Consider the following 13,639-nt stretch of genomic DNA (forward strand, 5'->3'; position numbering starts at 1 on the left):
GCCGGAGAGGATCTTCACGGGCACGCTGGCTCCAGGAGGTCATCACCATGACGCACGGCACCACGAGCAGCACCGACCACTCCCGACCGGCCGACGGGCGCGAGCACGGGCACGAGCACGGGCCCGAGCACGAGCACGAGCACGACGCCGTCGTGATCGGCGGCGGGGCCGCCGGTCTCAGCGCCGCCCTGACGCTCGCCCGGGCCCGCCGCGACGTCGTCGTCGTCGACGCGGGCGAGCCCCGCAACGCGCCGGCCGAGGGCGTGCACGGGTTCCTCGGCCTCGACGGCGTCTCGCCGCTCGAGCTCGTCCGCCGGGGACGCGCCGAGGTCGAGTCGTACGGCGGGGTCGTCGTCGACGGCACGGCCACGGACGTCCGCCGGACCGGACGAGGAGGCGCGCCCGGCTTCGCCGTCGAGGTCACCACGCCGGGCGGCCGGCACCGCACGCTCCGCGCCCGCCGCCTCGTCGTCGCCACCGGTCTCGTCGACGAGCTGCCTCCGGTGGACGGACTCGCCGATCGCTGGGGCCGCGACGTCGTCCACTGCCCCTACTGCCACGGCTGGGAGGTTCGCGACCGCGCCATCGGCGTGCTCGGCACCGGGCCGATGAGCATCCACCAGACCCTGCTCTTCCGCCAGTGGACCGACGACGTCACGCTCTTCACGAACGACCGGCTCTCCCCCGGCCCCGACGACCTCGCGCGACTCGAGGCCCGGGGCGTCCGGGTGGTCGAGGGGCCCGTCGCCTCCGTCCGGGTCGACGACGACCACCTCACCGGGGTCGTCCTCGCCGACGGCACGACCGTGGCGGTCGGCGCCGTGGCCGTCGCCACGAGCGTCGCCGCCCGAGGCGGCGTGCTCGCGACGCTCGGGCTGGAGGCCGAGGCGCACCCGTCGGGCATGGGCACGGTCGTGGCGGCCGACCCCGTCACCGGGCAGAGCGCCGAGCCCGGCGTCTGGCTCGCCGGGAACCTCGTCAACCCGGGTCACCAGGTCGTCATGGCCGCCGCCTCCGGGGTCATGGCCGGCGCGGCCCTGAACATGGACCTCGTGACGGCCGAGACCGCGGCAGCCGTGGAGGCCGTCGCGACCTGGCGCGCCGACGCGTCGCATCGACACGGCTCGGCACCGCTGGGCGCGAGCCCCGAGGGGGACCTCGACGAGAGCCCCGACGAGAACTCCGCTTCCGAAGCGTTCGACGCCGCGTACTGGGAGGACCGCTACGGCTCGGAGGGCTGGGCCTGGAGCGGGGACCCCAACGCCGTTCTCGTGGACGAGACCGCGGCACTCACCCCGGGCCGCGCCCTCGACATCGGGAGCGGCGAGGGCGGCGACGCGATCTGGCTGGCCCGGCGGGGCTGGTCCGTCACGGGCACCGACATCGCCGCGAACGCCCTGAACAAGGCACGGGCGCGAGCCGAGCAGACGGACGGCGAGGCCGCCGACCGGATCACGTGGGAGCAGCACGACATCACCGAGTGGACGCCGCCCCGCGCCTCCTTCGATCTCGTCACGTCGCACTTCATGCATCTCCCCGCGGCCGATCGGGGCCGGGTGTTCCGGGGGCTCGGCGAGGCGGTGGCGCCGGGCGGCAGCATCCTGATCGTCGGGCACGACCTGTCGGATCTCGACTCCGACGCCCACCGTCTGCACCATCCCGAGCTGATGTTCGGGGTGGACGAGCTCGTCGCGCTCTTCGACCCGGAGGAGTGGACGATAGCCACGGCCGAGACCCGGGAACGCGAGACCGCCGCCGGGCACGAGGGCCCGGCGACGGTCCGCGATGTGGTCGTCCGCGCGGTCAGAGCCCTCTGACGCGCAGCCGGATCGCCCGAGCCGAGGGCCGGAGCACGTGCGGGGCCGAGACGTCGGGCCCGCACGCCCGCGAGCCGACGCCGTTCTGCGCCGCGTCGATCCAGAGGTACGTCGCCTCGGGCTCGGGCAGCTCGTGGGGGTGCTCGGCCGCGTCGACCTGCTGCGCGGTGTGGCGACGCAGAGAGAAGCCGGGGCGGCGACCCGAGGTGTCGGGCGTCGCGTCGAGACGCAGCCAGGGGCTCCCGTCGCCGGTCCGCAGCTCGAGGCTGCGGAGGTCGCTGCGGTGGCCGCTCTCCTGCGGCCGGGCGTAGTCGACGGTGAGGTCGTCGACGCTCGACTCGAACCGGCCCACCCGGGCCGCCTCGCGGCTGTCGGGGTACGACTCGAGCGGACCGGTCCCGAACCACGATGCCGAGCCGATATCGAGGGGCAGATCGAAGCGCACGCCGACGCGGGGCCACGAGAGGTCCCAGCCGGCGGTGGGCACGAGATCGAGCGACAGCCACAGCTCGCCGCGCTCGAGGGTCCAGCGCTCGTCGACGGTCACCGACTGGCGGCTGTCGGCGGCGGCCCAGCGGGTGCGCACGGCGACGTGACCCGCCGACGACCGCACCGACTCGACGCGCGAGGTCAGCCGGTGCAGGCCCGCCCGCTTCGCGATCGTCTCGGCGCTCGGCAGCAGCTCGTCGGTCGGCAGATCGGTGCGGTGGCGATCCCGCATCGGGTCCGCGTCGATGTCGCGCGGGGCGTCCCAGTGGCCCCGCTCGTTGTCGGTCGTCGCCCGCCAGAGCTCGAGGCGCGGCCCGGCGACGGGTCGCCCGGCGAGCGAGACGAGACGGCCGTCGACGAACGTCGCGGGGCCGAGCTCGAGGTCGCCCGAGGAGGCGCGGGTCGACGGATCGACACCGGCACCCGGTGCGACCGGCCGCGGGTAGGCGGCGACGTGATGCACGGCGGCCGGGGCGCTGAGGTCGACCTGGGTCGTCGCGAGCACGTGCCCGGCATCGGCCCAGCCGTGGTCGGCGCGGAGGGCGACCTGCACGGTCAGCCACGTCTCGCCCGTCGTCGAGACCTCGAGGTCGGGCAGGGCGAGGGCGACCTGCTCCCCCGCGGCGAGGGCTCGGCCGCGGTCGTCGAGCGCGTCGAGGCGCCCGGACGCGACGACGTCGCCGTCGTGCTCGAGCGACCAGAGCAGCTCGACGTCGGCCGTCGTCGCGGTGTGACGCCGGTTCTCGACCAGCACGGAGGCGCCGGTGATGCCGTCGTCGCCCCGGGGGCCCGCCGCGCGGCTGGCGGTCAGACGGATCGGCGACACGACCTGGGCCCATTCGTGGAGACCGGGGCTCGGCGTGCCGTCCGAGAGCACCATGCCGTCCATGACGAAGTTGCCGTCGTGCACGACCTCGCCGAAGTCGCCGCCGTAGCCGAAGAACTCGACGCCGTCGGCCGTGGTCGTCCGCAGGCCGTGGTCGCGCCACTCCCACACGAACCCGCCGTGCAGGCGCGGGTGCTCGTCGACGAGGCGCTCGTACTCGTCGACCGCCCCGGGGCCGTTGCCCATGGCGTGCACGTACTCGCAGAGGATGAAGGGCTTCGACCGCTGACGGGCCGCCTCGGCGGCCGTGCAGCCGAGCAGCCGGACGGACTCGTCGCCCGCGCCGATCGCCCGGGTCTCGTCGATCCACGAGTACATCCGCGAGTAGACGTCGGTGTACGAGCCGGTGTAGTCGCCCTCGTAGTGGACAGGACGACCCCGGTCACGCGCGTGGGTCCACGCGGCCATCGCCGCGAGGTTCCGACCGGTGCCCGCCTCGTTGCCGAGCGACCACATGACGATGCTCGGGTGGTTCTTGTCGCGCTCGACGGTGCGGACCATGCGGTCGACGTAGGCGTCGTGCCAGTCGGCGTCGTCGCTCGGGTTGCCGACCCACCGCTCGCGTTCGAAGCCGTGCGTCTCGAGGTCGCATTCGAGGACGACCCAGAAGCCCAGCTCGTCGGCGAGGTCGAGCAGGCGCGGGTGGGGCGGGTAGTGCGAGGTGCGGATCGCGTTGACGTTGAACCGCTTCATCAGCTCGAGGTCGCGACGCGCGTACTGCTCGTCGAAGACCCGGCCCTGATCGGCGTGCACCTCGTGGCGGTTCACGCCATGGAAGACGACCCGCCGGCCGTTCACCTCGAACCGGTCGCCCACGATCTGGACGGTGCGGAAGCCGAGTCGCTGCGAGATCGTCTCGGTCGACCCCGCGCTCGTGACGGCGGCGTCGTAGAGCCGCGGCACCTCGGCGCTCCACGGCTCGACGTCGATAAGCTCGATCGGGGCGACATCGGCGGGCGACTCCCACGTCACGTCGACGCCGAGCTCGGGGACGGCGAGGGTGACCGGCCACGCGGCGGAGCCGGCGGTGATCTCGGCGACGATCGTCGCGCCTCCTGCGGTCTCGCTGGCCGTGCCGTGCCATTCGCTGCGCAGCCAGACGTCGTCGATGCCGCCCACGGGCCGGGCCTCGAGGCTGACGCTCCGGAAGACGCCGGGCAGCCACCACTGGTCCTGGTCCTCGACGTAGCTCGCCGCCGACCACTGGTGGACGCGGACGACCACGGTGTTGGCGCCGGGGCGCACGAGGTCGGTGACGTCGTACTCCTGCGCGAGACGGCTGCCGACCCCGACGCCGACGTGGACGCCGTTGACCCATACGACGGCCGTCGACTCGACCCCGTCGAAGCGCAGCAGCACGCGCTCGGCGCCGGCGAACGACGCCGGCAGCTCGAACGTGCGCCGGTGGTCGCCGGTCGGGTTCTCGTCGGGCACGTGGGGCACGTCGGTCGGGAACGGGAACTGCACGTTCGTGTAGATGGGGGCGCCGCGGCGCCCCTCGCCGGTGAGCACCCAGTGCGACGGCAGCGTGATGGTCTCCCAGCCCGAGTCGTCGAAGTCAACCGCCGCGACGTCGTAGGCGCCCTCGCCGGCGGGCAGCACGCCGCGGCCGCCGGGCATGCCGGGGACGCCCGTGAGCAGCCGGAAGGACCACTCGCCGTCGAGCAGGAGCCGCGGGGCGTCGGTGTGCAGCCACGAGCGGGCGGGCGAGCGACGACCGCTGCCGGGGCCGGTGGCCCGCAGATATCCGGCCGGAGGCGCGGCGACGTCAATCGGGGACGCCGGGGTGGACGAGGCGGTGGCGGTGGGGATGACGTCGGTCACTTCACGGACCCTTCGGTGAGGCCGCCGCGCCAGAAGCGCTGCAGCACGATCATGGCGATGACGAGCGGGATGATCGACAGCAGGACGCCGCCGGTCGTCAGTTGGTAGAACTCGGGCAGACGGTCGGTCTGGCTCAGCCAGTTGTTGAGTCCGAGCGTGACGGGGAACTTGTCGACGTCGCTCAGCATGACCAGCGGCAGGAAGTAGTTGTTCCAGATGCCGACGAGCTGGAACAGGAACACGGTCACGAGCGCCGGGGTGAGGATGCGGAGCCCCAGCGTGTGGAAGATGCGCAGCTCGCTCGCCCCGTCGAGGCGCGCGGCCTCCATCAGCGAGGTGTCCACCGTGGCCTGCGCGTAGATGCGGCAGAGGAAGAGCCCGAACGGCGACACGAGCGACGGCAGCAGGACGCTCCAGTACGTGTTCGCGAGCCCCATCTGGCTGAAGAGCAGGAACAGCGGCAGCGCGGTCGCGGTGCCCGGCACGAGGACGCCGCCGAGGATCGTGCCGAAGACGAGGTTGCGACCGCGGAACTCGTACTTGGCGAGGGCGTAGCCGCCGGCCGCGGCGAAGTACGTCGCGACGAGGGCGCCGACGCCGGCGTAGAGCACCGAGTTGCCGAGCCAGCGGACGAAGACGCCGTCGCCGTAGGTGAGCACCTGCCCGAGGTTGTCCCAGAGCGCGAACGACGGGGCGAACCAGAACCCGAAGGTGCCGAACAGGTCGCCGGTGGTCTTGGTCGCGGCGACCACGACCCAGTAGACCGGGATCAGGAAGTACAGCGCGACGACCACCAGGACGGCGGTCACGATGATGGTGGAGGCGCGGCTGCGGCCGGCGGAGCGGTCCGGCCCGGCTCCCCGCGAGCGTCGGACGGAGGCCCGGCCCGCGCCGCGCCTCCCGCTCTGCCCGGCGGTGACGATCGACTCGGTCTCGGTGGCGTGCTCGGCGACCGTGGCGCGGGGGCTCATGCGGACTTCCTGTTCGTGATGGTGAGGAACACGATCGACAGCGTGAACGCGACGAGCGCGATCAGCACGGACTGCGCAGCGGCGACGTTGTAGTCGTTGTAGGCGAAGGCGGTCGTGTAGGCGCTGAGATTCGGCGTGTACTGGCTGTCGATGGCCGGTGCGACGCGCTGCAGCACCTGCGCCTCGGCGAACAGCTGGAGGGTGCCGATGATCGAGAAGACCGCGGTCAGGAGGAGCGCGGGCCGGATCAGCGGCAGCTGGATGCTCGTCGCGACCCGGAGCGGCGTCGCCCCGTCGACCTTCGCCGCCTCGTAGAGCTCGACCGGGATCGACTTCAGCTGGGCGATGATGATCAGCATGTTGTAGCCGGTGTAGCTCCAGGTGACGATGTTCGCGATCGACCAGAGGACCGTGTTCGGCCCGAGGAAGTCGGGCGAGACGCCGAACGTCTCGGCCACGTCGATGATCGGGCTGAGACCCGGCACGTAGAGGAACGACCAGAGGATGGTCGCGATGACGCCCGGCACCCCGTACGGCAGGAAGTACGCGGCGCGGAACAGCCCCGGCCACTTCGCCGACGCCGACTCGAGCAGCAGGGCCAGCACCGTGCAGAGGATGAGCATGAGCGGCACCTGCACGATGCCGAACAGGAACATGCGACCGATCGAGGCGGTGAAGTTGGGGTCGCCGAGCACCTGCGCGTAGTTCGAGAACCCCGCGAACTGCGTCACGACGCCGGTCTCGCCGAAGAGCCCGCCGCGCCTCACCTGCGTGAAGCTCGACACGAGGGCCATGAGGATCGGCACGAGGAAGGTCAGCAGGAACAGCGCGAGGAACGGGAACAGCAGCACCCACGGGGCGCGTTTCGTGGCGGCCGACGAGGCGCCCCTCGCTCGTCGCGACCCGTCCGAGTCGCGCCCTCGACCGGGCGCGGTGGCCCGGGTCGCCGCCGCGGTCTCGGGGCGCGTCTCCATCCCGGCGCTCATGCGTCGGCCTTGCGGATCGAGAGGCCCTTGTTCTTCATGACCGTGATGATGTCCTTCTCGGCCTGCACCACCGCGTCGACGAGGGTTCCGCCCGAGGCCTTGCCGCGGAATCCGTCGCTGAGGATGTTGAACGACTGCTGCGTGACGGGCCACCAGCTCCAGTCCTGGTTCTGGCTGGACTCCTTCGTGGCGGGCACGAACACCTCCTGGTTGTAGTTCTGGCCGCTGAAGAACTCGCTGGGCTTCTCGCGGAGGTCGCCCACGACGTCGCGCGCCGGCGACCAGCCGATGCCGCAGTACTCGATCAGCGCGTTGACGCCCTCGGGGGTCGTCGTCATCCAGACGGCGAAGTCGAGGGCCTCCTTCGGGTGCTGGCTGTTGGCCAGGATCGCCGCCGTCGACCCGCCGAGGAACGACGACGCGTAGCCGCCCTCCCAGGTCGGCAGGGGCGCGGCACGCCACTTGCCCGAGGCGCCGCTGACGCCCTCGATGAGGGCGTCGCCCCACGAGCCCGTCGCGACCGACGCGATCTTCCCGTCGGCCGCGGCCGAGAACCAGGCGGGCGTGTACGCGCCGTAGGCGGTCGTGACGATCCCGTCGTCGATCGCCTCGTCGAAGAACGCCGCGACCTTCATCGTCGCCTCGTCGGTCATGTCGATGACCCAGCCGTCGTCCTCCGCGCGGAACCACGAGGCCCCGGCCTGGGTGGCGTACGCGGCGAACGGCGACGCGTCGGCGAGCGGGAACGAGTCCATCAGCACGCCCGCGCCCTTCAGCTCGGCCCCGACGGCGGCCCAGTCGTCCCAGGTGGCGGGAACGGAGGCGCCGACCCGGTCGAAGACGGCCGGCTGGTAGAACATGCCCATGGGGCCGCTGTCCTGCGGGACGGCGTAGACGCCGCCCGTGTAGCTGACCTGGTTCCAGAGGGTGGGGTCGTAGAGCTCGCGGTACCGGTCGATCCCGTAGCGCGAGAGGTCGACGACGCCGTTCGCCAGCAGGAACTCGGGCAGCGACCGCAGCTCGACCTGCGCGATGTCGGGTCCGGCGCCCGCCGCCAGCGCCGAGTACAGCTTCTGATAGCCGCCGGCGTTGCCACCCGGGATGAAGACCGTGTCGACCTGGACGCGGTCCTGGCTGCGGTTGTACAGGTCGGTCACCTGGTCGAGGCCCTTGAGCCAGGCCCAGTACTCGAGGCGGACGCGGCCGGTGGCCGGCGGGATGGTCGGCAGCGTGTTGACCGAGGTCGTGCCGGGCGTGGCGCACCCCGCGAGCAGCGCGGCGGCGCCGGCGCTCAGGCCGAAGCCGAGCAGTTGACGTCGACTGAGAGGGCTCATCGTGACTCACTTCATCGTGGACGGGACCCGCCGAACCTAACACAATTCCGAGTGCTCACTCGGATTTGACCCGAGGAGGTGCGGGTCGGCCGTAGAGTTCCCGTCATGACCGCAGATCCCGCCCCCGCCGAGACCGACGCGCCCGCCGCCCCGCGCAGCGCCCGGGGACCTCGCGGCCCGTACGCGAAGTCGACGGAGCGGCGTGCGGCGATCGTCGACGCCGCCTTCGAGGTGTTCTCGACGCGGGGCTACCGCGGCGGCTCGCTCCAGGAGGTCGCCGACCGGGTCGGCGTCAGCCAGACCGGACTGCTGCACTACTTCCCGTCGAAGCGCGCCCTGCTGCGCGCCGTCCTCGAGCGCCGTGACGCGATGACGAGCGGCATCCCGCTCGACGCCGCCCCCGATCAGGACTTCCGGGAGGGGGTGCTCCGCCAGGCGCGCTACAACGAGACCGTGCCCGGGCTGATCGCCCTGTACGCCGTGCTCGCCGGCGAGGCCGCGACGGAGGACGCACCCGTGCGCGGCTATGTGGCGGCCCGGTTCGAGGGCCTCCGGGCCGAGTACGCGGAGGGGTTCCGCGATCTCGAGTCGAGAGGCCGCCTCCGGCCCGGTGTCGACCCGGCCCGGGCCGCCGCCGGTCTCGTCGCCCTGTGGGACGGCATCCAGCTGCAGTGGCTGATCGACCCGAGCAGCGTCGACGTCGAGCAGCAGCTGCGCGACCACTTCGATTCGCTGGTGCTGCCCGACTGAGCCGTGCCGCGCCTCCTCGGCCGTCGCCGCCGGAGGCGACTACTTCGAGCGCGTCAGCTGCGAGCGGAGCGCCGCGCGGTCGCGCCAGGCGCCGGTCGACCAGAGCGCGAGGAGGACGAGGAGGGGCTGGCCGATCAGGCGGACGGCCCGCTTCGTGTCGGTGTCGAGACCGAACGCGTCGGTGTGCGTGACGAGCTGCGAGATGTTGCCGGGGAAGATCGCGACGAAGAACGCGGCGACGACCCAGCCCACCGCCACGCGCTTCTTTCCGAGCACGAGGAGCGCCCCGCCGAGCGTGATCTCGACGACCCCGGACGCGAGCACGACCGCGTCGTCGTCGAAGGGCAGCCACTCGGGCACCTGCGCCTGGAAGTCGTCGCGGGCGAAGCTCAGGTGGCTGACGCCCGCGAGCACGAGGACGGCTCCGAGGGCGAGACGGCCGATCAGGCGCGGGACGGACGTGGGGCGGGGGCGCGGGGCTCGACGGGACATCCCGTCAGTCTGCTCCTCCCCCGGCCCCCGGCCGCCCCGTGTCGCTGCACGTCCGTGCAGCGCGGCGACCGTCACTCGGGCAGCGCGGCCTGCCCTTCGCGCTCGTCGCCCGCGACGCCGGCCCGCAGCCCCTCGCCGCGGAAGAACGCCGGCCGCAGTCGCGCGTTGACGAGCATCACCACGACGCCGGCCACGAGGATCAGCACGCCCAGCACGAAGACCAGGCCGACGCCGCCGATCTGCGAGCCGCTGCCGTACTCCGGATCCATGCTGTCGATCAGCGTGGTGACGAAGAGGACGGCGAGGATGATCCCGCCGACGCCCGGCGCGACGATCTGGAAGAACAGGTTGCGCGCGCCCGTCCGCCACTGGCGACGGAAGTACCAGACGCAGGCGAAGGCCGTGAGCCCGTAGTAGAAGCAGATCATCATGCCGAGGGTCGTGATGGTGTCCCAGAGCACGTCCTCGCTGATGAACCGCATCACGGCGTAGAACACGCTCGCGACGACCGCCGAGGCGAGGGTGGCGTAGCCGGGCGTGAAGAACCGGGGCGAGACGCGGGCGAACTTCGGCGAGAGGGCTCCGTAGTGCCCCATCGCCAGCAGGGTGCGGGCGGGCGAGACGAAGGTCGACTGCAGCGAGGCCGCGGAGCTGCTGAGCACGGCGAGCGACATGAGGATCGCCAGCGGACCGAGCACGGGGCCGGCCAGGGCCGAGAAGGCGTTGCCCTGGATGTCCGGATTGCCGAGACCGACGCCGTCGGCCCCGAGACCGGCGAACGACATGGAGGCGAGCGACACGAGCAGGTAGACGAGCACGATGATGACGACCGTCAGCGTCGCTGCACGGCCCGGGGTGGTGCGCGAGCCGCTGGTCTCCTCCGACATCGTCAGCGTGACGTCCCAGCCCCAGAAGATGAAGATCGACAGCGACAGTCCCGCGGCGAAGGCCGAGAAGGTCGGCACGCTGAACGGGTTGAACCAGTCGAGGGAGATCCCCGTCGCGTCGAACGCCGATCCGCCGCCCACCCGGACGAACGCGACGACGGCGAAGCCGATCAGCACGATCAGCTGGAAGCCGACGAGCCAGTACTGGACCTTCTGCGTCGTCTGCATGTCGCGGTACGAGATGATCGTGGCCCCCGCCATGAACGCCAGACAGGTCACGACGTTGACGACCGGATCGGCGGCCAGGTCGGCCAGCGCGGGGTTGCCGAAGAGCTGACCGAGCAGCAGGTAGAAGAAGTCGACGGCGATGCCGGCCAGATTGCTCAGCACCACGATCGTGGCGACGACGAGCCCCCAGCCGGCCATCCAGCCGATCCACGGCCCGAAGGCGCGGACGCCCCAGGTGAACGACGTGCCGCTGTCGGGCATGGCGCTGTTGAGCTCGCGATAGCCGAACGCCACGAGGAGCATCGGGATGAAGCCGACGAGGAAGATCGCGGGCAGGTGCGTGCCGACCTGCGCGATGGTGGGCCCGAGGGCCCCGGTCAGCGTGTAGGCGGGCGCGATGCACGAGATGCCGATGACGACCGCGCCGATCAGGCCGACGCTGCCGGCGCTCAGACCCTTCGAGGAGATCGCCCCGTCGGCGGTCACTCCGGACTTCTTGAGGATGCTCATGGGGTGGTCCCTTCGTGCACGACCCCGTCGGATCCGGGGTCGGGTCGGGTGCTGCGGGGATCGTGGTCACGAGGAACCACCACGAGGGGGACGGGCACGCCGCGCACGATCTTCGCGGCGACGCTCCCGAGGAACAGCCGGTGGGGCTGCGCCAGACGACTCGACCCGACGAAGACGAGCTCGTCGGCGGTCCAGGTCAGATCGCGGATCGCGTCGCCGATGCGCGGGCCCGCGGCGATCTCGACGGTGACGTCGACGCGATCGGGCACGGTGCGGAGTGCCACGTCGCGGAGCCCCTCGGCGTGCTCGCGGGCGACGGCGTGCCGGTCGTCGGCGCGATCACGGGTGTCGACCGAACCGGTGCCGTCGGCGACGTCGAGGGGGACGAGCGACACGAGTCGGAGCGGGAGCCGCGCGGCCGAGGCCACGGCGATGGCCGAGTCGACGACCGCCCGGGCGCCGGCGCGCGTGCCGACGGCGGCCGTGATCGTCCCGAAGCGGTGCACCCCGCGGCCGGCGAGACCCGCCGGGGCGATGGCCACGGGCACCGGCGCCGAGTGCACGAGCACCCCGCCGACGCTGCCGAGGTGCAGACGGCCGAAGGCGCCCTCCTTGCCGGCGCCGATGACGATGGCGTCGGCGCCGAGATCCCCGGCAGCCGTCACGAGACCCTCGGCGAAGGTCTCGGCCCGGACGACGTGCGCGGTCGACGCGACGGACTCCGGGAGCCCGGCCCGCGCCTCCTTCAGCCACCCCTCGGCGAGATCGTCGAGATGTCGCTCGTACGACGGACCGACGGGCACGAGGGAGGCGCGCCCCTCGTCGTGCAGGACGAGCACGAGATCGAGACGCAGACCGAGCGTCGCCGCGAGGGCGGCGCCGAGGGCCAGGGCGTCTCGCCCGGCGGGGGTGTCGAGGTAGCCGACGATGACGGATCTCACGGGGTGGCGCCTTCCGGATCGGGTGGGACGGGGCGGTGCGCGAGCGGGTGCGGGCGGGGTGCGGGCGGGGTGCGGGGCGGAGCGGGTGGTGCGGACCGCGGCGCGGTCAGGCCCGGTGGTCGGCGACGATCTCGGCCGCGACGTCGTGGCCGACGCGGATGGCCCCGTCGACGTGCTGGAACCCCTCCGCCGCGATGTCGCTCGACGAGAAGCGGATCGGGCCGACGGGCACGCGCTGGTCGTGCCCCCAGCGCGAGAGCCCGCCGAGGTCGAAGCTCGTGGCGTAGGCGCCGCCGGTCCACTCCTCGGAGACCCAGTCGCTCTCGTAGTAGACGGCCGGAGAGAGGGCCTCCTCGCCGTAGTACGACGCCAGCGACCCGAGGATCTCGTGGCGTCGCTCGTCGGCCGGCAGGGCCAGCAGACGGTCGGCCTTCTCGTCGCTGACGAACCCCACGAGGGTGCCGCGCGGGTCGTCGTGGTTCGAGTTGTCGTACGCCTCGTGCACCACCTGATAGGGGCTGAACGCGGTGCCCGACAGACCCGACTCGCGCCAGAACGGCGTCTCGTAGACCGCGTGCACCTTGATGACGAGACCGAGCGAGACGTGCTGGTGCCACTGCAGTCGCTTCGCCGGCAGGGCGGGGACGTAGTCGATCCGCGAGTACAGGTTCGGCGGCACCGCGACGACGGCGTAGCGGGCCTCGACGCGCAGCGAGGGGGTGGTGGCGACGACGCCGGCGTCGGACCACTCGAGCCGGTCGACGGGCTGCCCGAGACGGACGTCGCCTCCGAGGGACGCGGCCAGCGCGAGGGGCACGCCCTGGAGCCCGCCGACGACCCGCTTGTCGAGGATGAAGTCGGCGTCGACGAGGTTGCTGAAGCTTCCGGCGCTCGAGGCCATCTGGAGGGCCTGCAGCAGGGAGAACGCGTGGGCGGGCTTCGTGAGCATCGCGTCGGCGATGAACAGCGCGATGTTGTCGCGCGCCTCGACGTCGTCGGTCTGCTGCTCGAGCCAGCCGGCGAACGACACGTGGTCGTACTCGTGGGCCCGGGGATGCGACCACGGCGCCGCGACGTCGATCTCGGCGACGAGGGCGTCCATCACCTCGATGAGGCGCTCGATCTCGGACTGCGTGACGTCGGAGGCTGGGAAGATGTCGCCCGTGAAGCGCGAGGCCGTCCCGTCGGGTGAGACGTAGACGCTATCGCCGTCGCGCCAGCGCGAGTAGGTGGGGAGCCCGAGGTCGTCGAGGGTGGCGATGAGCGCCGTCTGGTCGGGAGAGACCCACTGCCCGCCGAGCTCGAGCATCGCCCCGTCGATCGTCTCCGTCCGGAGGCGTCCGCCGACGCGATCGCGGGCCTCGAGCACCGTGACGGTCAGGCCGGCGGCGCGGAGGTCGGTGGCGGCGGTGAGCCCGGAGGCTCCGGCGCCGATGACGACGACGTCGCTGATGAGGGTCTCGGTCATGATGCGTGCTCCGTCGGTGGTGGTGTGGTCGGTGGGCGTGGTCGGGGAACGGGCGG

9 protein-coding genes and 1 pseudogene are annotated in these 13,639 nt (G+C 72.3%); 2 read left to right on the forward strand and 8 right to left on the reverse strand.

What is annotated here, in order from left to right; translation table 11 throughout:
- Positions 1-47 precede the first annotated feature (47 nt).
- Positions 48-1,817, forward strand: coding sequence for a bifunctional NAD(P)/FAD-dependent oxidoreductase/class I SAM-dependent methyltransferase (locus ASF17_RS08675; RefSeq protein WP_082475169.1), 1,770 nt, complete (start codon positions 48-50; stop codon positions 1,815-1,817).
- Here ASF17_RS08675 and ASF17_RS08680 read toward each other — a convergent pair.
- Genes ASF17_RS08680 through ASF17_RS08695 form a run of 4 tightly spaced genes read right to left on the reverse strand, consistent with a single transcriptional unit; the run spans position 1,804 to position 8,307 of the window.
- The gene (locus tag ASF17_RS08680; protein ID WP_055798578.1) at positions 1,804-4,965 is read right to left on the reverse strand and encodes a glycoside hydrolase family 2 TIM barrel-domain containing protein; all 3,162 of its coding nucleotides are present in this window, start codon (positions 4,963-4,965) and stop codon (positions 1,804-1,806) included. The two genes, ASF17_RS08675 and ASF17_RS08680, sit on opposite strands and share 14 nt — an antisense overlap.
- A 47-nt stretch (positions 4,966-5,012) precedes the next feature.
- A complete protein-coding gene (locus tag ASF17_RS08685) occupies positions 5,013-5,987 on the reverse strand; it encodes a carbohydrate ABC transporter permease (protein ID WP_082475170.1) in 975 nt (324 codons plus the stop codon).
- A complete protein-coding gene (locus ASF17_RS08690) occupies positions 5,984-6,973 on the reverse strand; it encodes a carbohydrate ABC transporter permease (RefSeq protein WP_082475171.1) in 990 nt (329 codons plus the stop codon). The genes ASF17_RS08685 and ASF17_RS08690 overlap by 4 nt, the downstream gene beginning before the upstream one ends.
- Positions 6,970-8,307, reverse strand: a complete 1,338-nt coding sequence (locus tag ASF17_RS08695) for an ABC transporter substrate-binding protein (RefSeq protein WP_055797890.1) — start codon at positions 8,305-8,307, stop codon at positions 6,970-6,972. Before ASF17_RS08695 ends, ASF17_RS08690 begins: the two co-directional genes overlap by 4 nt.
- A 105-nt stretch (positions 8,308-8,412) precedes the next feature.
- On the opposite strand from ASF17_RS08695, the gene ASF17_RS08700 reads away from it, so the two are divergent.
- Positions 8,413-9,057 (forward strand): TetR/AcrR family transcriptional regulator, encoded by a 645-nt coding sequence (locus ASF17_RS08700; protein ID WP_055797892.1) that lies wholly within the window; start codon positions 8,413-8,415, stop codon positions 9,055-9,057.
- A gap of 39 nt (positions 9,058-9,096) precedes the next feature.
- On the opposite strand, the gene ASF17_RS08705 is transcribed toward ASF17_RS08700, so the two are convergent.
- From ASF17_RS08705 to ASF17_RS08720, 4 genes and pseudogenes are all read right to left on the reverse strand, one after another.
- Positions 9,097-9,549 (reverse strand): DoxX family protein, encoded by a 453-nt coding sequence (locus ASF17_RS08705; RefSeq protein ID WP_055797896.1) that lies wholly within the window; start codon positions 9,547-9,549, stop codon positions 9,097-9,099.
- A 71-nt stretch (positions 9,550-9,620) separates the two neighbouring features.
- Positions 9,621-11,174 carry an APC family permease gene (locus ASF17_RS08710; RefSeq protein WP_055797901.1) on the reverse strand — a complete coding sequence of 518 codons (1,554 nt, stop codon included), beginning with the start codon at positions 11,172-11,174 and terminating at the stop codon, positions 9,621-9,623.
- On the reverse strand, positions 11,171-12,115 hold the full coding sequence (locus tag ASF17_RS08715; protein WP_055797904.1) for a universal stress protein: 945 nt from the start codon (positions 12,113-12,115) through the stop codon (positions 11,171-11,173). Before ASF17_RS08715 ends, ASF17_RS08710 begins: the two co-directional genes overlap by 4 nt.
- 106 nt (positions 12,116-12,221) lie before the next feature.
- Positions 12,222-13,589: pseudogene (locus ASF17_RS08720) on the reverse strand (flavin monoamine oxidase family protein); the annotation flags it as partial.
- Positions 13,590-13,639 lie beyond the last annotated feature (50 nt).

It is taken from the genome of Frigoribacterium sp. Leaf263 (assembly GCF_001422285.1).
Classification (GTDB): domain Bacteria; phylum Actinomycetota; class Actinomycetes; order Actinomycetales; family Microbacteriaceae; genus Frigoribacterium.